Here is a 25,508-nt window from a genome sequence, read left to right as displayed (position 1 = left end):
CTACGTCACGCGCGCCCTGGACTATTTCGACCTCGCCGCCAGCCATGGCGGGGTGCTGGCGCAGGCCTTCGCCCGCGCGCGGAACGTGCGCTTCTGCGTGCTCTCCTTCTCGTCGGACTGGCTCTACTCCACGGCCGAGAGCCGCGACGTGGTGCGGGCGCTGAACGCCGCCGGCTGCCGCGCCAGCTTCGCCGAGATCGAGACCGACAAGGGCCACGACGCCTTCTTCCTGGACGAACCGGCCCTCGATTCGGCGCTGCGCGGCTTCCTGGCTTCCGCCGCCGAAAAGCGAGGCCTGGCGTGAGCCTGCCGATGCGCGACGACTTCAAGGAAATCCTGCGCCTTGTGCGCCCAGGCTCGCGGGTGCTCGACGTCGGTTGCGGCGAGGGCGAACTGCTGGAACTTCTGACCCGCGAAAAACAGATCGACGGCCAGGGCCTGGAGCTGTCGGGCGAGGGCGTCGGCGCCTGCCTGGCCCGCGGCCTAGCGGTTGTTCAGGGCGACGCCGACCGCGACCTCGACCACTTCCCGACCAAGGCCTTCGACTACGCCGTGCTGTCCAAGACCCTGCAGCAGGTCCGCGATCCCAAGCACGTCTTGTCGGAGCTCTTGCGGATCGCCGACCGCGCGGTGGTGTCGCTGCCGAACTTCGGCCACTGGCGGGTGCGCTGGGCGCTGCTGACCACCGGCCGCATGCCCGAAACCAAGTCCCTGCCCGAGCCGTGGTGGTCCACGCCGAACATCCACCTCTGCACCCTGCGCGACTTCACCGACCTGTGCGACGTGCTGGAGCTGCGGATCGAAACCTGCTCGGTCCTGATCCCAGGCAGGCCCGCCCGGATGGTCGATCCCTCGCGGGCGATCGAGAACTGGCGGGCCGAGACCGCCCTCTTCCTGCTCAGCCGAAAGGCGGAGCCGGCGCTTGCGCCGACCCCGCCTCCGGGAGACCTCTTCGACTAGACCGTTCAGGCGGTGGGGGACTTAGTCGCCTGAACGCTCACGAGAGCCATTTGGGCTGCGGACGTCCCGCGGCGGCCATGAGGCTGAGGAGCGCCAGGCTCCCTTCGAAGAGGCAGAACGCGGCCACGAACAGGACCGGCGTTTCAACCAACGCCCTCGGGTCAAAAGCGACGAGGGCGGCCGCCAGCCCCAGGCAGGCGATCGAGCCGGCCAAGGCCGCGCGCGAGCGCCAGAGGGGCGGCCGACCGTAGGTCCGGCGTGCGAGGCTCACCAAAACCGCGGCGATCGCAAGCAGACCTCCAGCCAACATCGTCATCAAACGCTACTCCGTCAGAACAGGAACCGGACGATGACGCGGCCGTCATAGGCCTCGTAGTCGTCGCGGAACTCACCACCACCTTCGACCGCGAAATCGAAGTATTTGCCCTGGCCGCGAAGGCCCAGGCGCACCACCGGTCCGCCGCCCGAAAGATCGGGGGCTTCCAGGCTGAAAGCAGGGCCTCCGGCGACGAAGCTGGCGGTCGTGACGCCTGCCCCGTCGCCGGCTGCCTGACGCCATCCGGCGGTCAGCTCGGGAATCCAGACAAAGGCGCTCTCCTCACCAAATCTGGCTCCGAAGGTGACACCCGCGAAGGCGCTAAGCTGGTCGCTTGAACGCTTGTCGATACGAAGGTTTACAGCGTCGCCGCCGCCATTTTCGGTCCGGCCGTCTTCCTTCAGCAGGAAGTAGTCGGCCGAGACCTGCGGCTTGGCGAAGAACCGGCCGGCGCCCAGCAGGTAGCTGAGGCCGCCGTGGGCCGAGAAGGTGCCGCCGTTCCAGTTGGAGCGCGCCGAGCGATTAAGGCCAGCGGCCGGGTCGGAGACGACGCGGGTGCTCTTCAGCGAGGCGTAGCCGCCGGTGAGGCCCAGATTGGCCGTCAGCCCGCCGACGCTGTCGCGCCAGTAGACGCCGGCCGAGAACACCTGGCCGCCAAGCGTTTCGGCCGCCGCGGCGAAGGTGTCGTCGACATTGACGTTCGCGAAGCTGGTCATCAGGCCGAGCGTGCCGAAATTAGTGCTCGGGGCCTCGACACCGCCCGCCAGGCCAAAGCCGTTGGCGTCGTAGCTAGCCGACCGGTCGATGTCGCGCTTGACCAGGAAGGCGATCTCCTGGGTCCAGATGCGCACGCCCTCGTCGGTCATGACGCCCTTGTCTTCGTCGACCGCCCGGCCGGTGGCGTCGGACGCGGCGGCCAGGGTGTGGAACAGGCCGCCCGAGAAGTCCGGCAGGAACTGGTCGTACAGCTTGGCGAAGCTGGTTCCGTCGGTCTTGGACAGCAGGGCGCCGCTGACCGTCGCGTCACGATCGAAGTTGGCGTAGATCGCGTCGTAGGCGGCGGCCTCGGCGCTGTTCAGTCCAGCTTCGCTCGCCGTGCGGCGGCGCACGTCGGCAAGCAGCGAGTTCTGCGCGCCATCGACCCGAAGCTCGGCTTTGTAGAGCCACGGCGTCGAGCCCAGCAGGCTCTGGTCGATCGCCCCGGCCGTTAATGTGCCGGCCTTGATCAGTGTGAAGGTGGTGGGTGCGTCGAGTTTGGAGGCGAAGCGCAGGCCGACCTTGGAACCGGTGGCCAGGTTCGCGGCGCCCGCCACGTTGAGTGTTGTCGACTTGCCCGCAGCCGCATCGGCGGTGAGCACCAGTTCCCCGGTCGCGCCAAGGCTAAGCGACGTCAGATTGATGGCGCCGGTGTTGGTGGCGGTCAGCCGGCCCTTGGCGATGTTGACGGTCAGACCGCCGCCGGCGTCGGTGAGCGCGCCGGTCATGGCCGCCCCGCCGTCGATCACCAGGGTGTCGGCGCCCGAACCGAAGGCCACGGCGCCGTTCAGCACTCCCGACAACAGTTCCAGGCGAGCAGCCCCCGAACCGAACAGCACGTCGCCGATGATCGTGGGGGTGACGGTGCTGACGGCGTTGGGGCCCTGACGGACCGTGACGCCCGCGGTGTTGGCGCGCAGGTCAAGGGCCACGGCCCGGCCGGTGACGATTGTGGAGTCGCTCGGCGCGACGACCGCGGTGATGGCGTTGACGTTCTCGATCAGGCGCAACGAACCGGACGCGTCGAGGACCGCCGTCGCCGAACCCTTGGCGCCGCTGACGCCCGCGGCGATGGTTCCGGAGTTACCGAGGTAGTTCACCGAAGCGCCGCTATCGATCTGGAGCGCACGCACATCGACGGCGTCCGCCGATGTGGAGTTCGCCTTGATCGAACCGCCCTCGACCAGGATCTTCGGCGTGGTCACGCCGGCGCCCAGTTGCAGGCCGATCGCGCCGGCCTTCACCGCCGTCGCCGCGACGCCGCCAGAGACCCGGACGCCGCCGTCGATGTTCACCTTGCCGCCCAGACCGCCGATCTGAATCGCCTTGGCCGCCACGCCGTCATAGACGCCCAGCCCCTGCACCGTGCCCTTGATGTTGAGGCCGTAGGCGTTTGAGCCCGTGCCGCCGACGCCCACCTGGACGTCGCGGCTCTCGGAGCCGATCAACATGCCAGGAGCCGAACCGAACGAAGTGATCGTTCCGGTCGTCTCACTGGCGTCGGGAATGCCGTCCTTGTCTTCGTCGGCGTCCTTGGGATCTAGGTCCGCGGGCGGAGCATCGATGATGATTCCGCCCTGCACGTCGCCGCGCACCCGAACGGCGGGGCCGCCGATCAGCAGGTCGTCGGCGTCGAGCTTGGCGGTCGCCGCGTCGGCCGGGCGGGTTGTGTAGCGGAACCCGGTGGCGACCACCGAATTGCCCAGCACCAGCTTGCCGCCGATGTTGTCGTCCGTCGCGACCGCGACCGCGCCCTGCCCCTGGGCGGCGACGCTGGAGAGGATGGCGACGTCGCCGCCGACCGTGCCGACGGTATGGACGCCGTACGAGCGATCACCGGTCACCGCGATGGCGCCGGCGGTCCGAACCGAACCGTCGATCCCGGTCTCCACCGAGATGCCGGCCGAATCATTGCCCGTGACCGTGATCGTGCCGCCGGCCTGGACGACGCTGCCGTGGAAGACGCCGGGGCCGGTCACGCGGACGCCGAACCGGCGCGCGCCGGTGGCGAAGGGACCGTCCAGGTCTCCGTCGGAATCGGTGTCCTTGGCCTCGCCGCTTTCGTCAACCGTGATCGAGCCGGAGGTCTTCACCTCGCCGGTCATGCCGCCCAGCACCAGGATCCCGGTGGCGTCGTTGACGTCCTGGATCTTGATCGCCCCTTCGTGCGTCACCTTGTTATTGCTGTTCAATGTGATCGCCGCGCCCGCCGTCTTCGGCTGCAACACTCCGCCGCTCGACACCTTGATGTCGTCGCGGGCGCCATTGGCGGCCGTCGCCGTGGCGACGGGCGTGGACGTCGTCGTCGAAATGACGGTCTCGGCCTGAGCCGCGCCCGCCAACAGGCAAAGCGGTGAGGCGGCGGCGAACAGGACGTAGCGAAGGCGCATGATCACTCCGGTCGGACCTCACGACGTGGCTTGCGGCCACAGGTCCATGTTATGATGACGACGAGGCGTTACACGTCGCGTATAAATACGTTTCGTAATTACTGTACATACAGCCGCTGAATGTCGCAAGATGGCTTGGCGGCGCACATCCGCCGCGAGCGTAAGGAGTACAGAGATGCCAAGAAGCGCGGTTGATCCGGCGCGGGCGGCGGTCACCAAGAGTCTGCGCCAGGAGGCGGGCCGTTGGTTGAAGGCCAGCCGCGAGGCCGCGGGCCTGACCCAGGCTGAACTGGCCGAACGCGTGGGCTTGCGCTACTACACCTTCGTCTCGCAGGTGGAGAGCGGCCTCGGCCGCGTCCCGATCGAGACGCAAGGCGCTTGGGCGGAGGCCGTCGGCCTCAATCCCGCCGAATTCGCACGCACCTTGCTGCGTTACTACGAGCCGGAACTCTACCGGCTGTTGTTCGGGGAAGCCGCTCAGGATGCGCTGGTCGCGCGCCTGGCGGGCAGGGGCTGAGGAACCCACGTCGTAATGTCCAACGTCCTCCAGTTCGAGCCCCGGCCCAGCGCCGGCGGGGGTTGGACCGCCGCCGAACGTGCGCGGCTGTCCGATCTGGCTGACCGCCTGTCGGCGGACGGCGCGAAGGTCGAGGTCGTCTACGGCACGACCGACGAGGGCGACCCCTGGTGCGTCATCAAGGATGAAAACGAAGAAGTTCTGATCCACGTCGCCCGGATCAACGGCCAGTTCGTCATCCACGACGCCTCGGCCGACGCCGTGCAGGAGGGCGACACCCTGTGGAGCGCCTGCGACCGGCTGCTGGGCGGCGACTGGCGCGAAATTCGCGAAGACGTGGTCGTCTCGCTGAGCGCCCGTCAGGTCCAGACCTTCATCGCCCTGGTGGTCGCCGGGACCTTTATCTACGACATCGAGCATGCCGAGGCCGCGCCCGACACCACCTCGGACGAGCCCGCGGCGCCTGCGCCCGATCTGGTCTCGGTGGTGGCGACGGAAGCCGCCCAGGCCTCGACCGAGGAACAGCGCCAGGACCTGCTGGCCCTCCAACACGGCCCTGCCGGCGACACCGCGCCCGCGGGCCTTTCGCCCGAAGCAGGTACGCCGCCGGCCGAACCGATGACCGCGCCGGCGCCACTGGACACCTCGGCGCCTGATGAGGCGCCCAGCGAGAACGAAGCCGTGGTCGCGGCCCTGGCCGCGCCGCTCCCGGCGAGCACGCCAGGACAGGTCATCAAAGGTAGCGACGGCGACGACACCCTGCGGGGCGGCGACGGCGACGACAGCCTGTCAGGCGGAGCCGGCGCGGATCACCTCTATGGCGGCGCGGGCGCCGACACCCTGGACGGCGGCGGCGCGCCCGTGGGCCAGTTCGATCTGCTGGACGGCGGCGAGGGCGACGACCAGATCGAGCTCGCCCCGACCACCTTGGCGCTTGGCGGCGCGGGCGCTGACACCTTCGTGCTGCACGACCGGCCGGCGCCTGACGGCCTGCTCGGCATGATCTTCGACTTTTCCGCGGAACAGGGCGACCGGCTCGTCAACACTCAAGGCAAGGACGTTCTTGCCCGGCCAGAACACGGCGACCCCACCCAGGGCGGGCAGACCCTCGCATCCCTGGCCACGCGCACGCCGCAACCGGGTCAACGGGTCTTCTTGGATATCGACGGTGACGGCCAAGAGGACGGCTATGCCTTCCTGGCTGGTCCCGGCCTCAAGGTGCCTGAGTTCGCCGAAGGCGTCGTGAAGGGCTTGCCCCAACTGACGACCACCACCCTGGTCTTCGTCCACGGGCCGGTCCCGCCCTTGGAAAGTCCGGCCCCGTCAGGCGATTTCCTGCTCACCTAGCCGGCGATAGCGGCGGAGTCCCGGTCGCCGGTGCGAATCCGCAAGGCCTGCTCCAGATCCATCACGAAGACCTTGCCGTCACCGATCTTGCCGGTGTTGGCCGTGCGGGCCACCGCCTCGATGACGGTCTCGACGATGTCCGAGGGCACGGCGATCTCGAGCTTCACCTTCGGCAGCAGCTTCACCTCGTACTCGGCGCCGCGATAGACCTCGGTCTTACCGCGCTGCCGGCCGTAGCCCCGCACCTCGGTGACGGTCAGACCTGAGGCTCCAGCCTCGGTGACCGCCTCCAACACTGCGTCCAAACGGCTCGGCTTGATCACCGCGACGATCATCTTCATGGCGCAACTCCCAACACCGTTCGATTTCTGAACCGTCCCGGCGGCCAAGGCTAGGGCCAACCGCCGCCCCATCCAAGCACTTCGCTAAGGCGAAGGCTCCGGCGCCCGCGAAACAGGCGTCCGATTGGCCGGAAGCGGCGCCAGGCCCGGCCGCACAACCGAGGCCCGAACCCGCACGGCCTTGGCCTTGACCGCGAAGGTCTCCTTCACCGCCTCCGTCAGCACCAGCCCGGCGAAGCCCGGCCACAGCCGCGAACCAGCCTGCTCGAAGCCTTCGGCTCCGCGCGCCATCCAAGGAACCGGCGGCACATAGAGCGCGCGCGTCCAGCCGGTCGGCTCCAACTCGGCTTCGCGCAAGAGCTCAGCGAGCTGACTGCGGGTGTAGGGCCGGCCATGCCCGAACGGCGTCTTCTCGGCATTGGCCCAGAGGCCGTTACGCGCCGCCGTCACCACCACCACCCGGCCGGTCGGGGCCAAGACGCGCCAGACCTCGCGCAGCAACGCCAGCGGATCGCGGCTCTCCTCCAGGGCGTGGACGGCCAGGATGCGATCAAAGAAGGCGTTCTGGAACGGCAGGCTGTCCTCTTCGGACAGGCAGGCGAGGTTGCGCGCCTCGGCGGGCCAAAGCTCGACGCCCTGCTGAGCCGGCATGGCGGCGACCACGCGGCGTGCCGACGGGCGGATCGATCCCAGGAACGGGGTGGCGTAGCCCAGGCCCAGCACATCCAGGTCGCGTGCATCGCCCCAGGTCTCGATCACCTTGCGGCTGACCATTTCACGGGCCGCCCGCCCCAGTGGAGAGGCATAAAACTGACGGAGCTCAAGGACGTCGCGACGCATCTGGCTTATGCTCGACTTGATTGAAGACCGACCTTAAATCGGAAACGGCTTCAGAAGTCCCTAGGGGAGACGAGATACGTGTCGATCACCGTCCATCAGTTTCCCTGTCTCTCGGACAACTACGGTTTCCTGGTGCGCGACGACGCCACCGGCCTGGCCGCCTGTATCGACACCCCCGACGCCGACGCCATCCTGCGCGAGCTGGCCAGCCTCGGCTGGAAGCTCGATCTGATCCTCAACACCCACTGGCATCCCGATCATGCTGGCGGCAACGCCCAGATCAAGGCCGCAACCGGCGCCACCGTCGTCGGCCCCAAGGAAGTCGAGCGTATCGGCCAGGCGCCGGACCGCGAGGTCGCCGGCGGGGACAGCGTCAGCCTCGGCCAAACCCGGTTCGAGGTGCTGGAGAGCGGTGGCCACACACTCGGCCACATCGCCTTCTTCGACGCCGCCGATCATGCCGCCTTTGTCGGCGACACCCTATTCGCGCTCGGCTGCGGCCGCTTGTTCGAGGGCACGCCCGAGCAGATGTGGGACAGTCTGCAACGCTTGGCCGCCCTGCCCGACGACACCAAGGTCTATTGCGCCCACGAATACACCGCCTCCAACGCCCGCTTCGCCCTCTCGGTCGATGACGCACCGGCCCTGAAATCCCGCGCCGAGGCGATCTTCGCCGCCCGCGAGCGCGGCGAGTGGACCGTGCCCACCACCATCGGGCTGGAAAAGGCGACCAACCCCTTCCTGCGCGCGCCGCAACTCGCCGAACGCATGGGCCTGGCCGGCGCCAAGGACCACGAGGCTTTCGCCGCGGTCCGCGCCGCCAAGGACAGCTTCAAGGGCTAAGGCCCCCAGGGCTGCACGGGAGACCACTTGGCTTCGATCAGCACTATCCTGTTCCTGCTGTTGGCTGTGGTCATGAGCGGGACGCTGGCCCGCCTGACACGCCTCCCGCTGCCGCTCGTCCAGATCGGCCTGGGCGCCGTGATCGCGATTTCGGTCGTGCCGACCGTGGACCTGAAGCCGGCGATCTTCTTCCTGCTGTTCCTGCCGCCGCTGCTGTTCCTCGACGGTTGGCGGATCCCGAAGGAAGACCTGTTCCGCGACCGCGCGATCGTCCTGGAACTGGCGCTGGGGCTAGTGGTCCTGACCGTGGTCGGAGTTGGGCTGCTGATCCATTGGCTGATCCCGGCCATGCCGCTGCCGGTGGCCTTCGCCCTGGCCGCGATCCTTTCGCCCACCGACCCCATCGCGGTGTCAGCCATCGCCTCGCGGGCGCCGATCCCCAAACGGATGATGCATATCCTCGAGGGCGAATCGCTGCTCAACGACGCCTCCGGCCTCGTCTGCATGCGTTTCGCCGTCGCCGCCGCCATGACCGGCGTCTTCTCGCTTCAAGAGGCGTTCGGCGCCTTCCTCTGGGTTGCGCTCGGCGGGCTCGTCATCGGGGTCGGGGTGACCTGGTCCGTGACCAAGGCCAAGAACTGGGTCAGCGCCAAACTGGGCGAGGATACCAGCGCCCAGATCCTGATCAGCCTGCTGATCCCATTCGGCGCCTACCTGCTGGCTGAGCATTTCGAGTGCTCAGGCATCCTGGCCGCGGTCGCCGCCGGCGTGACCATGAGCTTCACCGAGCAGAGCGGGCAGGCCCTCGGCATCACCCGCGTGCGGCGCACCGCGGTCTGGGACACCATCCAGTTCACCCTCAACGGCATCATCTTCGTGCTGCTGGGGGAACAGATGCCCAGCATCATGGCCCGCGCCGCCGAGACGGTCCGCATCACCGGTCACCACGAACCCTGGTGGCTGGCCATCTACGTCCTGGCGATCACCGCGGCGCTCGCGGCCCTGCGGTTCCTGTGGGTGTGGGTCTCGCTGCGCTGGAACATGTTCCGCGCCGCCCGCCGCGGCGTGACCCCGCCGCCGATGAGTTGGCGGCTGGTCGCGGCCATGTCCTTCGCCGGGGTGCGCGGCGCGATCACCCTGGCGGGCGTGCTCACCATCCCCTTCGCCCTGCCGGACGGGACGCCCTTCCCGGCCCGAAACCTCGCCATCTTCCTGGCGGCCGGGGTGATCATCGTCTCGCTAGTGCTCGCCAGCGTCGCCCTGCCCCGGTTGCTGAAAAACCTGGAGCTGCCGCCCGAACCCTCGCACCAGGCCGCCATCGACCAGGCCCGCGTCGCCGCCGCCCAGTCGGCGATCAACGCCATCGACACGGCGCGGCACGTGATGGCCCAGGGCCGCGCCGACGCAGACCTCTATACCGACGCCTCGGCCAGGATCATGGAGCTCTACCGTCAGCGGATCGACAGCCGCCAGCAGACCCCGGAAGCCGCCGCCCAGAACCAGAAGATCGACCTGATCGAACGCCAGCTGCGGCTGGCCGGCCTGCGCGCCGAACGCGACGAGATCTTCCGCCTGGCCCGCCATCGCCAACTCGACGAGGAGGCCGCCCGCAGGATGATCCGCGAGATCGACCTGCTGGAAGCACGGTACGGCTAGGAAGCACTTCCCCTCTCCCTGGGGAGAGGTCGGGTGAGGGGACTAACGGCCTCCGCACACGATGGTCGTTCGTCGGCAAAGCGCCGCTGCGCGGCCCCCTCACCTAACCTCTCCCTAGGGAGAGGAGGGGTCGCTCTAGCCCAGCACCACCACCGAGTCGGACAGTTCGTTGGGATTGCCGTCGTCGCGCGGCGGAAAATGCTCGGCCAGGATCGCGCCGCACAGGGCGATGGCGTCCTCGAAACCCTGCGCTGGCTGGCCGGCCTTGAAGCCCGCCATCAGTTGCTTCATCGCACGGTCCCATGCGTCGTCATCCACCTTGGCGGCGATGCCCTCGTCGGCGATCAATTCGGCCATGTGCTCGCTGGCCGACACATAGATCAGCACGCCGGTCCGCTCACGGGTGGCCTGCAGGTTCTTGGCTAGGAACTGCTCGTGCGCGCGCCGGCGGACCCGCTCGCGCTTCAGCGGCCGCGGCGTCAGCAGCCGGCGGATCGGCGGCATGGCCACCAGGACCGCCACCATCACGAACAGCACGCATTGCAGCAGGATCGCTCCGCTCAGCGCCACCCGCGCCGTCGCCTCGGCGGCCGAACTCATCTGCGCCGCCGACCAGCCCTGGCCGAAGTCGTCGGGCGCGGTGACATGGATGCCGAACGCCAGCAGCACCGCCGGCGCGGCCAGCGCCGCGATCGCGCCCCAGGCGATAGGCACCTCGCGATAGTCCGAGGACTCGCCCGCGACCACGCAATAGATCTCGCCCGTCGTGCCAAGTTCGGCGGTCTTCACCGCCGCCTCGATCCGCGCGCGGTCTGTGTCGCTCAGCATGCCTACCAACTCCCCGAGGCTCCACCGCCGCCGCCGGACCCGCCGCCGCCGCTGAAGCCGCCGCCGCCAAACCCGCCGCCTCCGCCGCCGCCCCAGCCGCCGCGACCACCACCGCCGCCGCCGCTCAGCAGCAGCGGCAACAGCCACCAAAGGCCGCGACCGCCGCGACCGCGACCACGACGGCCGAAGCCGCCCATCACGCCGCTGAGCAGCCAGAAGATGATGAAGATGACGAAGATCACCGCCGGACCGATGCTCTCGCCGCCGCCACTCGCCTTGGCCGGCGTCGCGGCCGCCGCGCGGGCCTGATCGTCAGGCAAGCTCAGTTGCTGGACCAGGGCCTGCGTCCCGTCGACGACGCCCTGCTCCATCTGGCCCGCCTTGAAGGCCGGGAGGATGGTCTGATTGATGATCACGCTGGACAGCGCGTCGGTCAGCACCGGCTCGAGCCCATACCCGACCTCGACTCGCACCTTACGTTCGCTGGGCGCGACAATCAGGATCGCGCCGTCGTCGCGTTCCTTGCTGCCGATGCCCCAGGTGCGCAGCAGCTGGTAGCCATAGTCTTCGATCTCATAGCCCTGCAGGTCCGGCAGGGTCGCCACCACCAGCTGCCGCCCCGTCTGGGTCTCCAACGTCGCCAGCTCGGTGGTGAGTTTCGCCTCGACCTCGGGCGACAGGATGTTGGCGTTGTCCACCACCCGCCCGCTCAGCGGCGGGAACTTCGGCGCGGCGGCGAGCGCCACGCCGACGCTCAGCAGCAGGATCAGGACCGCGAGGCTGAAAGCGCCCCGCGATCCCGCAAGCCTGGTCATTGAGCGTTGGCCGCCGCCGGTGCGGGCGCGACCGCGGGAGCCGCCGGCGCCGCGACCGAAGGCGCGGCGGGCGCGCCGAAGTTGACGTTCGGCGCGGTCTGCGCCGAGGCGCTGGCGGCGAAGGTCACCATCGGCTTGGCCCAACGATGCACGGTCCCGGCCCACAAGGCGCCTGGGAAGGTGCGGATCTCGGTGTTGTAGTCCTGAACCGAGGCGTTGTAGTCGCGCCGCGCGATGGCGATGCGGTTCTCGGTGCCCTCAAGCTGGCTCTGCAAGGCCCGGAAGTTCTGGTTCGACTTCAGGTCCGGATAACGCTCCTGGATCATCATCAATCTGCCCAGCACGCCGGACAGCTGGTCCTGAGCCTGGGCGTATTTCTCGAACGCCGCCGGGTCGGTGATGGTCGAAGCGTCGACCTTGACCTGGGTGGCCGAGGCGCGAGCCTCGGTGACCTGGGTCAGGACCTCACGCTCCTGGGTGGCGTACCCCTTCACGGTCTCGACCAGGTTCGGGATCAGGTCCTCGCGGCGTTGATACTGGTTCTGGACCTCCGCCCACTGGGCCTTGGCGGTCTCGTCCTTGGTGGGGATCGTATTGACCCCGCAGCCGGCGATCAGCATCGGCGCCAGCACGATCAGGGCCGCGCGCGCAAAGCGATGGCGAAGAGTGGTCACGTGAGAAAGCTCCCAGGCCTGCGCCAAGTCCGAGCTTGGCCGAGACATCATTGGCCCGGTGCGGGGCCTGGCGCAATCTCTGGACGAATACCTAGGCCGCTGGTCCCGCTTGAAGCTGGAGCCGCCTTCAGCCCGAACAATGGCCGCAGAACCGCCACCCGGCGAACGATCTCATAAGTGGCGAAGCAGCAGGCGAAGGTCCCGGCGACCAGGATCAGGGCCTCCAGCCCTTGCGGCAGGCCCAGCTGGGCCAGGTGGTGGCCGGCCACCACGATGAAGGTCTGATGGATGATGTAGAACGGAAAGACGCCCAGGGTGAGGTAGGTCAGCAACGGCCCGCCCCGCGTCAGGTGTTTGGCGCCGAAGCCCAGGATCGCGGCGATCGCGCCCCACTGGTTCAGGCCGTAGGCGACCTGCGCCAAGGCCTGCACGGCCAGAGACGGCGCGGCGTCATCGGCTCGATAGGTCCAGCGCACGAAGGCGTAGACGCCATAGCCCACCACCGCCATCGCGATGGCCGGCCAGCGGGCGCGGATGAACGCGGCCTTCACCACCACCGACTTCGCGGTCAGGAACCCGAACAGGAAAACGCTGAACGACAGCGCGTGGTTGTACCAATCATCCACCAGCGCGTGGGTGATGCCGAAGACCGGAAACAGCGTCACCCGCAAGGCGACCAGGAACAGGGCCGGCCAGACCAGCAGACCCCAGCCGCCGAGCCCGCGCTCCAGTCCCGCCTGCAAGCTCGCCAGGGTCGGCCGGGCCAGCCGCAGCAGGCCGGCCAGGATCAGGCTGTAGGCCAGCAGATAGACCACGAACCACATGTGGTTGTAGGTCGGCGTGATAAGGGGCTGACCATTCGGCCGCCAGTGCCCGGACGCCGTGACGTACTTGCCGTAGAAGTCCAGGAACGAGCCCGAATAGCCGAGCTTCTCGACGATCTCGTAATAGCTCTGCGGCGGCACGATCACGAAGACCGCCAACACCAAGGGCGGAAACAGCCGCGCCACCCGCGCCTTGGCCAGGCCGCCTGCGCTCGCCTTGTCCGCCATGAACCGGGTCGCCGCCCCCGACACCAGGAACAGCAAGGTCAGCCGCCACGGGTTGGTCAGCATCATCACCGGCTCCAGCCACGCCACCGGATGAGGGGATTTCACGTGGAAGTCCCAGGGCACATAGAACATGCCCACGTGGTAGAGAATCAGCAGGAAGAAGGCGCCCACACGGATCCAGTCGAGATCGGGGCGGCGCTCTGAAGAGACAGCGGAGGTCATGGCGTGAGCTCTGGGGTGGACGAGATCAGCCAGTGTTCGGTGATATCGGCCCGGTGTGGAAAGCGCCCCGGTACGCGCGGCGCGGCCGTCGGGACAGGCGGGGACCCGGCGTGACGAACGGCGACCTATCGGGGATGAACGGGATCTTCTGGCGCCGCGCCTTCCCGCTGTTCGCGGTGACCATCCTGGCGCTCAACACCGTGAACGTCTTCACGGAGATCCAGGACCGGCCCGGCGTTCACTGGATCTATCCGGTGATCCAGCAGTACACGAGCGCGCTAACCGCCATCGCCTGCCTGCCGATCGCCCTGGTCGCCTACCGCATCGCCCCGCTGGACAGCACGCCGCGCTGGCGGGTCCTGGCTGTGCATATCGCCGGCCTACTGGTTTTCTCGAGCGTGCACGTCCTGGGCTTCTATGCCCTGCGGCTGCCGATCTTCGCGGCCTTGGACATCCCCTACCAGTACGTGGTTCCCGACCGCTTCATCTATGAGCTCCGCAAGGACGCGCTCGGGTACTTCATCGGCGTCACCGCCTTCTGGGCCCTCCTGCGCGCCTATGGCTGGCCGCCGAGTTCGCCCTCGACCACAGCTCCGGCCACCTTCGACATCCGTGACGGCGCCAAGGTGGTCAGGACCCCGGTCGCCGACATCCTGGCGGTCAGTTCGGCCGGCAACTATGTCGAGTTCGTCCTGGCCGATGGCCGAAAGCCGCTGATGCGCTCCTCGCTCGCCGCCATCGAGGCCGAGTTGGCGCCCCTCGGCTTCGTGCGCACCCACCGGTCCTGGTTGGTCAACGCCGCCCGCGTCACCGAACTGCGCCCCGAGAAGTCCGGCGACTACGCCGTCGGCCTGGGAGGCCTGGAAGCGCCCCTGTCCCGGCGCTTCCCCGAGGCGCTCGCTAGGCTGCGGGCTGGGTAGCGACACCAAATCCCCCCGCGAAAGGAGTATCTAAAAGCGGTAGATACCGGATTAAAAAAGCAGTATATGCCCGATTATGGCTTTGCTCGCCGAAATGGACGCCCTTTGCCTTGGCCATCGCAGCCGCCGCGCGGCGCGTGCGGTCAGCCGGGCGTTCAACCAGCGGCTCCGCCCCCTGAACCTCAACATCAGTCAGTTCATCCTGCTAGGCGTCATCGCCCGCGGCGTGGATCGTTCGGTCGCCGCGATGGCCGAGGAGATCGATCTGGAGCCCTCGGCCCTGCTACGGAACTTGAAACTGTTGGAAGAGCGCGGCTTGATCGCGATCACCGGCGGCCGCGGCCGTCGGGGGCGGCGTATTGCGATCACCCAGCCGGGGCTGGACCTGATAACATCGGGCGTACCGATCTGGGTGAAAGCCCAGTCGGACCTCGCCCAGGCGCTCGGCGGCTCGGCCGATGCGACCCGTGCCGCCCTCGCCGACCTGGAACAGGCGGCGTTGGGACTTGAGAAAGCTGAAAGGTGACTTCTATGCGTAGGATCGTTGTGACCGGGATGGGCGTCGTATCGCCGCTCGGGACGGGCACGGAGGCCGCCTGGGCGCGGCTGATCGCGGGCCAGTCGGGCTTGCGGCGCCTACCCGCCGACCTCGCCCCAGACGTGCCCGCCCAGGTGGCCGGCACCGTCCAGTCCAAGACCGAGGACGTCGAGGCCGGTTTCGATCTCGACGCCGCCGTTCCCGGCAAGGACCAAAAGAAGATGGACCGCTTCATCCAGTTCGCGCTGGCCGCGGCGGACGAAGCCATCGCCCAGGCCAAGTGGGCGCCGGAAACCGACGCCGAGAAGAATCGCACGGCGACCATCATCGCCACCGGCATCGGCGGCTTCCCGGCCATCGCGGAAGCCGTTCGCATCACCGACACGCGCGGCGTCCGCCGCCTATCGCCGTTCACCGTGCCATCGTTCCTGGCCAATCTCGCGGCCGGCTGGGTCTCGATCCGCCACGGCTTCAAGGGCCCGCTGGGCGCGCCGGTCACCGCCTGCGCCGCCGGCGTCCAGGCCATTGGCGACGCCGCGCGGCTGATCCGCTCCGGCGAGGCCGACATCGCCATCTGCGGCGGGGCCGAATCCACCATCGACCGCGTCAGCCTCGGCTCCTTCGCCGCCGCCCGCGCGCTGGGCTCGGCCTTCAATGACGAGCCCACCAAGGCTTCGCGCCCGTTCGACGCGGCCCGCGACGGCTTCGTCATGGGCGAGGGCGCTGGCATCATGGTGATCGAAGCCCTCGATCACGCCCTGGCGCGCGGCGCGACGCCGATCGCCGAACTGGTCGGTTACGGCACCAGCGCCGACGCCTTCCACCTGACCGCCGGCCCTGAGGACGGCGAGGGCGCGGCCCGCGCCATGCGCATCGCGCTCGCCCAGGCCGCCGTCGAACCGGCGGCTGTCGACCACCTGAACGCCCACGCCACCTCGACCCCGGTCGGCGACAAAGGCGAACTCGCCGCCATCAAGGCGGTGTTCGGTGAGGGCAAGGGTCCGGCGATCAGTTCCACCAAGTCGGCCACCGGCCACCTGCTGGGGGCCGCCGGTGGACTGGAAGCGGTGTTCACGGTGCTCGCCCTGCGCGACGGCGTGGTCCCGCCGACCCTCAACCTCGAAAACCCTGACGAGGCGGCCGCCGGCCTCGACCTCGTGGCCTTGACCGCCCGTAAGGCCGACCTCAACTACGCGCTCTCGAACGGCTTCGGCTTCGGCGGCGTCAACGCCTGCGTGCTGTTCAAGAAGTGGGCTGACTAGGCCCGTCAATCTCGCCGCTTCCTCAGTCAACGGGGAAGCGGCGGTTAGCCGGCCGGCCCCATCGCTCGCGCCACGACTGCCCCATATCGGCACACCGCCGTTCGTTGAATCGGCGGTGAAATGGCCCGCCAGAGGCCTTCATCTGGCCTAAAGCCGCCTCTGAATCTCAGCTTTCCCCAAATTGGGGAAACCTCCTCGGCGCGTTCAGAGGTTGTTAGGCATACTGGAACGCGTATCGGCCCGTGGCGTCGCCAGGGGGTTGATCGACAGATGAGAATTCGCAGAAGCGCGAAGACCAAGCACGAGCGTCGCGCATACAACCAAAGCGTGTTCACGCGCCCCCTCCTCAGCCTTACGAAGCTCTGCTGGCGTTCGTTCGACGCGGGAGGACGGTGGATATGACGGTTGTCCCATTCCCCCACGATAGCCGCTACCGCGAACTCACCGCGGCCGAACAGGCCCGAATGCTGGTGATCGTCGTCAGCGGCATGCGGATGCTGGGAGAGCCCTCGACGCTCGAAGAGTTGACGCTCTACGCCCAGCGCCGGTTCGCCCGCGACCTTCAGCCCCGGCTCAAGGACGACGTTGAGGCGATCCTCCACACCTACGCTGAACCGGGGCCCACCCCGCTCGCCGACTTCACGCCGTTTCGGCGGGTGCAAACCGGCGAGCAGGAAGCCTGGGCGTTCAGCGCATCGTTCCGGAGCGCTCTCGCCGAAAGCGGGCTGGAAGTGCGTCTCCGAAATCTCGCCGATTGAACCGGGTTCGGGGGTGCGCGACCGCTAGCCCCCCTGCTTTTCAAAGCATTCATGCAGGAGGCCCGGTTGCACGACCCAAACTTCAAAGGCGACCTGTTTCTGGCGCGCCTGGGCAGCAACTACCTGCTGCGCGTCCTCGCCAATCTGACCGAGGCGTTTGACGGCGACATGGTTCAGGCCGTCGTCTTCATGGCGATCAGCCAGGCGGCGACCGACCATCTGGGACTGCACCGGGAAATCAGGGACTTTGGCGGTGACGGCGTCATTCCCGACGAGTTGCGCCGGCCGGTGACGGTTCTCTCCATCGCCAACTCGCTGCAGATGCCCCGCGAGACCACCCGGCGCCACGTCACCCGCCTACTGGAGCGCGGCTATTGCGTCCAGGTCCAAGGGCGGCGGGTCATGATCCCCGCCGACACCTATCGACGCCCCGAAATGCGCCAGATCGTGGCGAAGAACCGCCGCGACTTGCTGCTCCTCATCTCCACGGTTCGCCGCGCCAATCTGCTGAAGGAAGACTCCGGCGAGGACGGCTAGCGCCGCTTGGTCTTGACGATCGCCGACAGTCGCCTCGTGGGTCAGGCGAAGCCCGCCACGTACCGATCGATCTCGGCCAGATGCACGGTGATCTCGTCGGGCGCGAGGAACGAGCCGGTGAAGCTGTTGCGGGCCAGGGTCACGAGTTCGTCGCGGCTCAGGTCAAGCGCCTCCGCCGTCCGGGTCCAGTTCTGGCCCAGATAGCCGCCGAAATAGGCCGGGTCGTCGGAATTGATCGTGGCCCGCAGGCCCAGGGCCAACATCGTCTTCAGCGGGTGGACGACCAGATCATCGATCACGCAGAGCTTGAGGTTCGAGAGCGGGCAGACAGTCAGCGTCATCCCCTCGCGCGCCAGCCGCTCGGTCAGGGCGTCGTCCTCCAGCGCTCGGTTACCGTGGTCGATACGGTCGACCTCCAGCAGGTCGAGCGCCTGATAGACGTAGTCCGGCGGCCCCTCCTCGCCGGCATGGGCGACGGTCTTCAGGCCCTTGGCGCGCGCCGCGGCGAAAACCCGCGCGAACTTGGCGGGCGGATGGCCGATCTCCGAGGAGTCCAGCCCCACACCGACGATGCGATCCAAATAGGGCTCGGCTTGCGACAGGGTCTCGAACGCCTCGTCCTCCGACAGGTGCCGTAGGAAGCACAGGATCAGCTTGGACGAAACGCCCAGTTCGGCCTGCGCCTGCGCCATGCCGGCCAGCAGGCCCTCGGCCACCACCGGGAAGGCCACGCCGCGCTCGGTGTGGGTCTGGGGGTCGAAGAAGATCTCCGCATGGCGCGCGCCATCGGCGGCGATCCGCCGGAAGTAGGCCATGGCGAGATCTTGGAAGTCCTGCTGCGTCAGCAGCACCCGCGCTCCCTGGTAATAGATGTCCAGGAAGTCCTGCAGGTTCGAGAACGCATAGGCCGCGCGCACAGCCTCGACGTCGGCGAACGGCAGCTCAATCCCATTGCGACGGGCGAACGCGAACATCTGCTCGGGCTCCAGGCTGCCCTCGATGTGCAGATGTAGTTCGGCCTTAGGCAGCCCGCGAATGAACTCCTCAAGCCGGTCCATCACGCTAGGCCGCCGCTTTCTTGACCGCGACCACGATATCCTTGACCACTTGGCTGACCAGTTTCTCGTCGTCGCCCTCGGCCATCACCCGGATCAGCGGCTCGGTGCCCGAGGCGCGGACCACGATCCGGCCGGTTCCGTTCAGCCGATGCTCGGCCTGCGCGATCACGTCCTTGACCTGCTCGGTCTCCAGCGGCTTGCCGCCGGCGAACCGCACGTTCTCGAGCAGTTGCGGCACCGGCACGAACTGACGGGCCAGCAGGCTCATCGGCTGGGCGGAATCCTTCAGCACCGCCAGCACTTGCAAAGCCGCCAGCAGGCCATCGCCCGTGGTGGAGTAGTCGGACATGATCATATGGCCGGACTGCTCGCCGCCGAGGTTGAAGCCGCCCTCGCGCATGCGGGCCATTACATAGCGGTCGCCGACCTTGGTGCGTTCCAGTTTCAAGTCCCGCGCCGCCAGGAACCGCTCCAGGCCGAGGTTCGACATCACGGTCGCCACCACCCCGCCGCCAGTCAGCTGATTGCTGCGCGACCAGGCGTCGGCGATGATCGCCATGATCTGGTCGCCATCGACCAAGTGGCCCTTCTCGTCGCAGATCAACAGCCGGTCGGCGTCGCCGTCGAGCGCGATACCGAGGTCGGCGCGATACTCCTTCACCGCCTTGGCCATGGCCTCGGGATGGGTCGAGCCGCACTCTTCATTGATATTGGTGCCGTCCGGATCGACGCCGATCTTGATGACCTCCGCGCCCAGTTCATAGAGCACCACCGGGGCGACCTTGTAGGCGGCGCCGTTCGCGCAATCGATGACCACCCGCAGCCCGGCCAGGCTGAGCCGCCGCGGGAAGGTCGCCTTGGCGATCTCGACATATCGCGCCTGGGAATCGTCCACCCGCGCCACGCGGCCAAGCATGGTGGGCGCGGCCAAGCCGTCGGCCAGACCCTGATCCATCAGGGCTTCGATTTCCAGCTCGCGCGCATCCGACAGCTTGTAGCCGTCCGGGCCGAACAGTTTGATGCCATTGTCGACATAGGCGTTGTGCGAGGCCGAGATCATCACCCCGAGGTCGGCGCGCAGCGAGCGCGTCATCATCGCCACGCCGGGCGTCGGCATCGGTCCGAGCAGGCGCACATCCATGCCGACGCTGGCGAAGCCGGCGACCAGCGCGGGCTCGACCATGTAGCCTGAGAGCCGGGTGTCCTTGCCGATCACCACCATGTGGCGGCGCTCGTCCTGAGACATGAACAGCTTGCCCGCCGCCAGGCCGACCCGCAGGGCCACCTCGGCGGTCATCGGGTGGCTGTTAGCCTGGCCACGGATGCCGTCAGTTCCGAAATAGGCGCGCTTGGTCATTCGGGTTCTCGAAACGATACGAAACTCAGATTTAATCGACGCCGCGTTTGCGAATGCTAAAGGCGGCTGAGGATTATCACGTCTTCCTGCGCCAAAAGGAACTCCGGGTCATGTGCGGCATCATCGGAATCGTCGGAACGGCCCCGGTCCAGGATCGGTTGATCGAGAGCCTGAGGCGGCTGGAGTACCGCGGCTATGACAGCGCCGGCGTCGCCGGGGTGGTCGGCGGCAAGGTCGAACGCCGGCGGGCCAAGGGCAAGATCCGGGCCCTGGAAGACGTCTTGGCGGAACAACCCCTCGTGGCGACCGTCGGCATCGGCCACACCCGCTGGGCCACCCATGGCGCGCCGTCGGTCCCCAACGCCCACCCGCATCAGGCCGGCAAGGTGACGTTGGTCCACAACGGCATCATCGAGAACTTCGCCGAGCTGCGCCACGAACTGGAAGCCGCCGGCCGAGTGTTCGAGAGCCAGACCGACACCGAGGTCATCGCCCAACTGCTTGATTCCGAAATCGCCACCGGGCTTGAACCCCTGGCGGCCCTGAAGGCCACCCTCGACCGTTTGACCGGCGCCTATGCGCTCGCCGTGTTGATCGAGGGCGAGGACAGCCTGGTCATGGGCGCCCGCCGCGGCAGCCCCTTGGTGGTCGGCTATGGCGATGGCGAGATGTTCATCGGCTCCGACGCCCTGGCGGTCGGCCCGTTCACCAACCGCATCGCCTATCTGGAAGAGGGCGACTATGTCGCCATCGACCACAACAGCGCCCGCGTCTTCGACCAGGCCGGTCAGCCGGTCGAACGCAAGATGCAGATCGTCGCCGCCTCGGCCGCCCTGGTCGAGAAAGGCAACTACCGGCACTTCATGGAAAAGGAGATCCATGATCAGCCGGACGCCTGCCAGCACACCCTGTCGGCCTATATCGATCCGGTGTCCGGCAAGGCGACCGCCCCGGGCGGCGTCGACTTCGCCAAGGTCGACCGCATCCAGATCGTGGCCTGCGGCACCGCCTATTATGCGGGCCTGATCAGCCGCTATCTGTTCGAAAGCCTGGCCCGCCTACCCGTGGATATCGATGTCGCCTCGGAGTTCCGCTATCGCGAACCGCCAGTGACCCCGAACACCTTGGCGATCGTCGTCTCGCAATCGGGCGAGACCGCCGACACCCTGGCCGCCCTGCGCTGGTGCAAGGCCCAGGGGCTGATGACCGCGGCGGTGGTCAATGTCCATCAATCCACCATGGCCCGCGAGGCCGATGTCCTGTTCCCCACCCATGCGGGTCCTGAGATCGGGGTCGCCTCGACCAAGGCGTTCACCGCCCAGGTGACGGCCCTGGCCGCGCTGGCCGTGGCCGCCGCCGCCGCGCGCGGCAAGATCGACGCGGCCGAGGAGGCGCGGCTCTCGAAGCTGCTGCTGGAAGCCCCGCGCCTGATCGCTGAATCCATCCAGGCCGAGGAAGCCATCCGCGCCCTGGCGCCGGAATTGGCCAAGGCCCGCGACGTGCTCTATTTCGGCCGGGGCGCCATGTCGGCCCTGGCGCTCGAAGGCGCCTTGAAGCTCAAGGAAATCAGCTACATTCACGCTGAGGGGTATGCCGCCGGCGAACTGAAGCACGGGCCGATCGCCCTTATCGACGAAGCCACCCCAGTCATCGTCATCGCCCCGTCCGACGCGCTCTTCGAAAAGACCATGTCGAATATGAGCGAGGTGATGGCCCGTGGCGGCCCCATCTTGCTGATCACCGACGAGGAAGGCGCGAGGCGCGCCCCTGCGGGCGTAAAGGTGATCATCGCGCCGACCTGCGATCCGCTGATCGCGCCGCTGGTCTTCGCCGCGCCCATCCAGCTATTGGCCTACTATGTGGCCGTCCAGAAGGGCGCGGACGTCGACCAGCCGCGCAACCTGGCGAAGTCGGTGACCGTCGAGTAGCGCCTACTTCGGCGGAACCGCGGCGCCGTTCGGGGCCGTTTCATGGGCCGGCGGCGTCGCCATCATCGAACCGGTGGCGGGCGGGGTCGCGGCCATTGAGCCCGAAGCGGGCGGCGTGGCGGCCATGGAATCGACCGGCGGCGTCGCCATCATTGAGTTGGCCGGCGGCGTCGCCGTCATGGAGTCGGCCGGCGGCGTCGCCGTCATGGAGTCGGCCGGAGTTGCGGCGTCGCTGGCGGCGGACTTCTCGGCTGGCTTGCTGCAAGCCGAGAGCGAGAACGCCAGCACAGAGGCTGTGGCTAGCGCTGAGATCGTGCTGAACTTCATGGGATGCCCTTTTTCCAGAAACATGTGCCGTCGCCTCAACCGTTCACGGTCCCGTGAGTTCCGGTTACCGGTCACAATCTAGGCCAGAAGCCCCCTCACCAGCCGAATCGACGGCGGTTTACTGAGCAACCGAAGTGTAACGGTGGATTTGGAAACCTTCGTCGTCTAGTCGAGGATGGATCGGGAGGGCTGAATGACCAAACGTGTGCGTAAGGCGGTGCTGCCGGTGGCGGGTTTGGGGACACGTGTCCTGCCTGTCGCCCGTGCGACGCCGAAGAACCTTCTGAACGTCTTCGATCGTCCGATCCTGTCCTATGTGGTCGAGGAAGCTCGCGCGGCGGGCATCGAGCATTTCATCTTCATCACCAGCCGCGGCCAGGGCGCCATCGAGGATTACTTCGACGGCAATCCCGAGATCGAGGGCGCGCTGGAGGCCAAGGGCAAGACCGATGTCCTGGCCGAGGTCCGACGCGACCTGCTGCCGCCCGGCTCGATGAGCTTCGTGCGCCAAATGGCGCCGCTGGGGCTGGGCCACGCGGTGTGGTGCGCCCGCGAACTCATCGGCGACGAACCGTTCGCGGTGATCCTGCCCGACATGCTGATGGCCGCGAAGACGCCGGCCATGGCCCAGACCGTGGCGGCCTATGAGAAGGTCGGCGGCAACATCGTGGTGGTCGAGGCCGTGGCGGACAGCGACACCCACAAATATGGGATTGTCGCGCTCGATGAGCGCGACGGCTCTATCGGCCGCATGACCGGCATGGTCGAGAAGCCGCCCCAAGGAACCGCCCCCTCGAACCTGATCATCTCGGGGCGTTATATCCTGCAACCGGAGATTTTCCCGTTGCTGGAACGCCAGGGCAAGGGCGCTGGCGGCGAGATCCAGCTCACCGATTCCATGATCGAACTGATGAAGTCCCAGGACTTCCACGCCCTCGAATACGATGGAACCACCTATGACTGCGGCGACAAGATCGGCTTGCTGAAGGCTAATATCGCCTTCGCCCTGGCCCACCCGGAGCTCGGGGACGCCGCCCGCGCCGCGATCAAGGAACTGCTCTAGGAAATCGCATGCGCCTCTTCGTCTACGGCTACGGCTTCGCCGGCCGCACCCTGGCGCGGCGCCTGACCGCCAAGGGATGGCAAGTCTCGGCGACCTATCGCGACGAGGCCGCTATCGCGCGGATGACGGCCGAGGGCGTCGATCCCGTCCCTGCCCTCGACAAGGAGGCGGTGGCGGCGCGCTTGGCCCAGACACAGGCCATCCTCGTCACCGCTCCGCCCGGTCCAGAGGGTTGCCCGGCGCTGCAGGTCCTGGTCCCGGCCCTCGCCACGGCCAGCGCCTTTCCTGATTGGATCGGCTACCTTTCCACCACTGGGGTTTATGGCGACCGGCGCGGAGGCTGGGCGTTCGAGGACAGCCGCTTGGCCGCCCAGTCGCCCGAGGGCGCACGCCGCGTCGGCGCCGAGCGCGACTGGCTGGAGGTCGGTCGCGGCATGGGCCTGACGGTTACGATCCACCGCCTGCCTGGAATCTACGGCCCCGGCCGCTCAGCATTCGAGCGCCTGCGTGAAGGCCGCGCCCGGCGCATCACCACGCCCGGCCAGGTCTTCAGCCGCATCCATGTGGAAGATCTGGCGGCTGGACTGGAGGCCTCCATCGCCAAGCCGCGAGCAGGCGGCGTCTACAATCTCTGCGACGACGAGCCAGCTCCCAACAGCGTGGTGATCGCCCACGCCGCGCGCCTGATCGGCCTGCCCGTCCCGCCAGAGGAGCCGTTGGACCTGGACGCCCTGTCGCCTCCGGCGCGGCGCTTCTACGCCGAGACCAAGCGCGTCTCGAACGCCCGGGCGAAGGCCGAGCTCGGCTGGAGACCGGCCTATCCGACCTACCGCGAAGGCCTGGCCGCGATCCTGGCCGCGGATCAGACCAGGTAACTCAGCGCCAGCCCGCCGATGGCGCTGGCCATCAGTGTCGGCCCCATGCCGACCTTGAAGCGCAGCATGGCGACCATCGCCGCCAGCGTCAGGACCGCCGGCCGCCAATCCAGGCTGAGCAGGTTCGGCACGTCTGGGCCGACACCCAGGACGGTGATCTGGTGCACATCGCGAAACAGCACGTGCAGCCCGAACCATAAGGCGAGGTTAGCGATCACCCCCACGACCGCCGCGGTGATCGCGGCCAGGGCCGAGGCCGCCGCCCGATGACCGCGCAACGCCTCGACATAGGGCGCGCCAAGGAAGATCCAGAGAAAGCAGGGCGCGAAGGTGACCCAGGTGGTCAGCAAGGCCCCCAGCGCGCCGGCCAGCAACGGGTTCAGGCCCGACGCCTCGCGATAGGCCGCCAGAAAGCCTACGAACTGCAGCACCAGGATCAACGGCCCAGGCGTGGTTTCCGCCAGGCCCAGGCCGTCGGCCATCTCGCCGGGCTGCAACCAGCCAAAGCCATCCACCGCGGCCTGCGCGACATAGGTCAGCACCGCATAGGCGCCGCCGAACGTCACCACGCCCATGGTCGAGAAAAACCCGGCTAGCTGGGTCCAAACGTGGGCGTCGCCAAACACTAGATAAAGGACGACGAGCGGCGCCAGCCAGACCGGCAGCCAAACCGCCAGCACCCGCAGCGCCCGGCCCCGGGATGGGATCAGATGGCTGGCCCGGCCCTCGGCGATGAGCTGATCCACCAGGCCGGGGGCCTGGTCCTCGGATTCCGCTTCCGGCCCTGCCGCGACGAGATGCGGCGCGAACCAGCCGAGCAGTCCGGCCGCCAGGATGATCATGGGAAAGGGAATCTTCAGCAGGTAGAGACCCACGAACGCCGCCACCGCGATGACGATGGCCGCCCGTGTCTTCAGCGCGCGTCGCCCGACCCGCAACACCGCCTCGACCACCACCGCCAACACCGCCGACTTCACGCCCAGGAACAGGGCCGCAATGATCGGCGTGGCGCCATAGAGGACGTAGATGACGCTGAGCGCGAGCATGACCAGCGCGCCGGGCAGGATGAAGAAAATCCCCGCCACCAGTCCGCCGGCCGTCCTGTGCATCAGCCAGCCGATATAGCTCGCCAGTTGCTGAGCCTCGGGGCCGGGTAGGAGCATGCAGTAGTTCAAGGCGTGGAGGAACCGGCGCTCGCCGATCCAGCCCCGCTCCTCCACCAGCATCCGGTGCATCACGGCGATCTGCCCGGCCGGGCCGCCAAAGCTACGGACCCCGATCCGCGCCCAGATCCGCGCCGCCTCCCAAAACGTGGGCATTGCGAGAGG

General features: G+C 67.9%; 25 protein-coding genes and 1 pseudogene. 14 read left to right on the top strand and 12 right to left on the bottom strand.

What is annotated here, in order from left to right; all coding sequences use genetic code 11:
- Together metX and metW are read left to right on the top strand one after the other, a co-directional pair.
- Window positions 1–304 (top strand): annotated as a pseudogene (gene metX, locus Q7T84_RS05795) (homoserine O-acetyltransferase); the annotation flags it as partial.
- 8 nt (window positions 305–312) lie between these two features.
- Window positions 313–960 carry a methionine biosynthesis protein MetW gene (gene metW / locus Q7T84_RS05790; protein WP_370653622.1) on the top strand — a complete coding sequence of 216 codons (648 nt, stop codon included), beginning with the start codon at window positions 313–315 and terminating at the stop codon, window positions 958–960.
- A gap of 37 nt (window positions 961–997) precedes the next feature.
- On the opposite strand, the gene Q7T84_RS05785 is transcribed toward metW, so the two are convergent.
- Both Q7T84_RS05785 and Q7T84_RS05780 read right to left on the bottom strand, forming a co-directional pair.
- Window positions 998–1,276 (bottom strand): hypothetical protein, encoded by a 279-nt coding sequence (locus Q7T84_RS05785; RefSeq protein WP_304806797.1) that lies wholly within the window; start codon window positions 1,274–1,276, stop codon window positions 998–1,000.
- 14 nt (window positions 1,277–1,290) lie between these two features.
- On the bottom strand, window positions 1,291–4,422 hold the full coding sequence (locus Q7T84_RS05780; protein ID WP_304806796.1) for an autotransporter domain-containing protein: 3,132 nt from the start codon (window positions 4,420–4,422) through the stop codon (window positions 1,291–1,293).
- A 175-nt stretch (window positions 4,423–4,597) separates the two neighbouring features.
- Here Q7T84_RS05780 and Q7T84_RS05775 point away from each other — a divergent pair, with 175 nt between their 5' ends.
- Window positions 4,598–4,939, top strand: coding sequence for a helix-turn-helix domain-containing protein (locus tag Q7T84_RS05775; protein WP_304806795.1), 342 nt, complete (start codon window positions 4,598–4,600; stop codon window positions 4,937–4,939).
- A 15-nt stretch (window positions 4,940–4,954) separates the two neighbouring features.
- Window positions 4,955–6,286 (top strand): hypothetical protein, encoded by a 1,332-nt coding sequence (locus Q7T84_RS05770; RefSeq protein ID WP_304806794.1) that lies wholly within the window; start codon window positions 4,955–4,957, stop codon window positions 6,284–6,286.
- On the opposite strand, the gene Q7T84_RS05765 is transcribed toward Q7T84_RS05770, so the two are convergent.
- The gene (locus Q7T84_RS05765) at window positions 6,283–6,627 is read right to left on the bottom strand and encodes a P-II family nitrogen regulator (RefSeq protein WP_304806793.1); all 345 of its coding nucleotides are present in this window, start codon (window positions 6,625–6,627) and stop codon (window positions 6,283–6,285) included. The two genes, Q7T84_RS05770 and Q7T84_RS05765, sit on opposite strands and share 4 nt — an antisense overlap.
- An 84-nt stretch (window positions 6,628–6,711) precedes the next feature.
- Complete coding sequence (locus Q7T84_RS05760) at window positions 6,712–7,467, bottom strand: class I SAM-dependent methyltransferase (RefSeq protein ID WP_304806792.1); 756 nt, start codon at window positions 7,465–7,467, stop codon at window positions 6,712–6,714.
- Between the two features lie 78 nt (window positions 7,468–7,545).
- On the opposite strand from Q7T84_RS05760, the gene gloB reads away from it, so the two are divergent.
- Window positions 7,546–8,310 (top strand): hydroxyacylglutathione hydrolase, encoded by a 765-nt coding sequence (gene gloB / locus Q7T84_RS05755; RefSeq protein WP_304806791.1) that lies wholly within the window; start codon window positions 7,546–7,548, stop codon window positions 8,308–8,310.
- A 27-nt stretch (window positions 8,311–8,337) separates the two neighbouring features.
- Window positions 8,338–9,966: a Na+/H+ antiporter gene (locus Q7T84_RS05750; RefSeq protein ID WP_304806790.1), complete on the top strand. Its 1,629-nt coding sequence runs from the start codon at window positions 8,338–8,340 to the stop codon at window positions 9,964–9,966.
- A gap of 135 nt (window positions 9,967–10,101) precedes the next feature.
- On the opposite strand, the gene Q7T84_RS05745 is transcribed toward Q7T84_RS05750, so the two are convergent.
- The 4 genes from Q7T84_RS05745 to Q7T84_RS05730 form a co-directional block, all read right to left on the bottom strand.
- Window positions 10,102–10,794 (bottom strand): TPM domain-containing protein, encoded by a 693-nt coding sequence (locus Q7T84_RS05745; protein ID WP_304806789.1) that lies wholly within the window; start codon window positions 10,792–10,794, stop codon window positions 10,102–10,104.
- A gap of 2 nt (window positions 10,795–10,796) precedes the next feature.
- Window positions 10,797–11,609 carry a YgcG family protein gene (locus Q7T84_RS05740; protein ID WP_304806788.1) on the bottom strand — a complete coding sequence of 271 codons (813 nt, stop codon included), beginning with the start codon at window positions 11,607–11,609 and terminating at the stop codon, window positions 10,797–10,799.
- Window positions 11,606–12,229, bottom strand: coding sequence for a LemA family protein (locus tag Q7T84_RS05735; protein ID WP_304806801.1), 624 nt, complete (start codon window positions 12,227–12,229; stop codon window positions 11,606–11,608). Before Q7T84_RS05735 ends, Q7T84_RS05740 begins: the two co-directional genes overlap by 4 nt.
- 101 nt (window positions 12,230–12,330) lie before the next feature.
- Window positions 12,331–13,557: an acyltransferase family protein gene (locus Q7T84_RS05730; RefSeq protein WP_304806787.1), complete on the bottom strand. Its 1,227-nt coding sequence runs from the start codon at window positions 13,555–13,557 to the stop codon at window positions 12,331–12,333.
- A 110-nt stretch (window positions 13,558–13,667) separates the two neighbouring features.
- Here Q7T84_RS05730 and Q7T84_RS05725 point away from each other — a divergent pair, with 110 nt between their 5' ends.
- From Q7T84_RS05725 to Q7T84_RS05705, 5 genes are all read left to right on the top strand, one after another.
- A complete protein-coding gene (locus Q7T84_RS05725; protein ID WP_304806786.1) occupies window positions 13,668–14,477 on the top strand; it encodes a LytTR family DNA-binding domain-containing protein in 810 nt (269 codons plus the stop codon).
- A 76-nt stretch (window positions 14,478–14,553) separates the two neighbouring features.
- Window positions 14,554–15,003 carry a helix-turn-helix domain-containing protein gene (locus Q7T84_RS05720; protein ID WP_304806785.1) on the top strand — a complete coding sequence of 150 codons (450 nt, stop codon included), beginning with the start codon at window positions 14,554–14,556 and terminating at the stop codon, window positions 15,001–15,003.
- 5 nt (window positions 15,004–15,008) lie between these two features.
- Entirely contained in the window at window positions 15,009–16,277 is a 1,269-nt protein-coding gene (gene fabF / locus Q7T84_RS05715) for a beta-ketoacyl-ACP synthase II (protein WP_304806784.1), read from the top strand.
- Window positions 16,278–16,675: 398 nt separating this feature from the next.
- Window positions 16,676–17,035 (top strand): hypothetical protein, encoded by a 360-nt coding sequence (locus Q7T84_RS05710; protein WP_304806783.1) that lies wholly within the window; start codon window positions 16,676–16,678, stop codon window positions 17,033–17,035.
- 66 nt (window positions 17,036–17,101) lie between these two features.
- A complete protein-coding gene (locus Q7T84_RS05705) occupies window positions 17,102–17,572 on the top strand; it encodes a hypothetical protein (RefSeq protein ID WP_304806782.1) in 471 nt (156 codons plus the stop codon).
- A gap of 41 nt (window positions 17,573–17,613) precedes the next feature.
- Here Q7T84_RS05705 and Q7T84_RS05700 read toward each other — a convergent pair whose 3' ends face one another.
- Both Q7T84_RS05700 and glmM read right to left on the bottom strand, forming a co-directional pair.
- Window positions 17,614–18,630 carry an adenosine deaminase gene (locus Q7T84_RS05700; protein WP_304806800.1) on the bottom strand — a complete coding sequence of 339 codons (1,017 nt, stop codon included), beginning with the start codon at window positions 18,628–18,630 and terminating at the stop codon, window positions 17,614–17,616.
- Between the two features lie 4 nt (window positions 18,631–18,634).
- A complete protein-coding gene (glmM, locus tag Q7T84_RS05695; RefSeq protein WP_304806781.1) occupies window positions 18,635–19,987 on the bottom strand; it encodes a phosphoglucosamine mutase in 1,353 nt (450 codons plus the stop codon).
- Window positions 19,988–20,097: 110 nt separating this feature from the next.
- On the opposite strand from glmM, the gene glmS reads away from it, so the two are divergent.
- Entirely contained in the window at window positions 20,098–21,915 is a 1,818-nt protein-coding gene (glmS, locus tag Q7T84_RS05690; protein ID WP_304806799.1) for a glutamine--fructose-6-phosphate transaminase (isomerizing), read from the top strand.
- Window positions 21,916–21,918: 3 nt separating this feature from the next.
- Here glmS and Q7T84_RS05685 read toward each other — a convergent pair whose 3' ends face one another.
- On the bottom strand, window positions 21,919–22,242 hold the full coding sequence (locus tag Q7T84_RS05685; RefSeq protein ID WP_304806780.1) for a hypothetical protein: 324 nt from the start codon (window positions 22,240–22,242) through the stop codon (window positions 21,919–21,921).
- A gap of 193 nt (window positions 22,243–22,435) precedes the next feature.
- Between Q7T84_RS05685 and Q7T84_RS05680 the strand changes: the two genes are divergently transcribed.
- Together Q7T84_RS05680 and Q7T84_RS05675 are read left to right on the top strand one after the other, a co-directional pair.
- Window positions 22,436–23,305, top strand: coding sequence for a UTP--glucose-1-phosphate uridylyltransferase (locus tag Q7T84_RS05680; protein WP_304806779.1), 870 nt, complete (start codon window positions 22,436–22,438; stop codon window positions 23,303–23,305).
- A gap of 8 nt (window positions 23,306–23,313) precedes the next feature.
- On the top strand, window positions 23,314–24,180 hold the full coding sequence (locus Q7T84_RS05675) for an SDR family oxidoreductase (protein ID WP_304806778.1): 867 nt from the start codon (window positions 23,314–23,316) through the stop codon (window positions 24,178–24,180).
- Here Q7T84_RS05675 and chrA read toward each other — a convergent pair.
- A complete protein-coding gene (chrA, locus tag Q7T84_RS05670; protein ID WP_304806777.1) occupies window positions 24,168–25,499 on the bottom strand; it encodes a chromate efflux transporter in 1,332 nt (443 codons plus the stop codon). The genes Q7T84_RS05675 and chrA overlap by 13 nt on opposite strands.
- Window positions 25,500–25,508: the final 9 nt, after the last annotated feature.

The sequence above is a fragment of the Phenylobacterium sp. genome, from assembly GCF_030654915.1.
GTDB lineage: Bacteria > Pseudomonadota > Alphaproteobacteria > Caulobacterales > Caulobacteraceae > Phenylobacterium.
The sequence above is the reverse complement of the archived record's forward strand: the minus strand, read 5'-3'. Positions and strand labels throughout refer to the sequence as shown.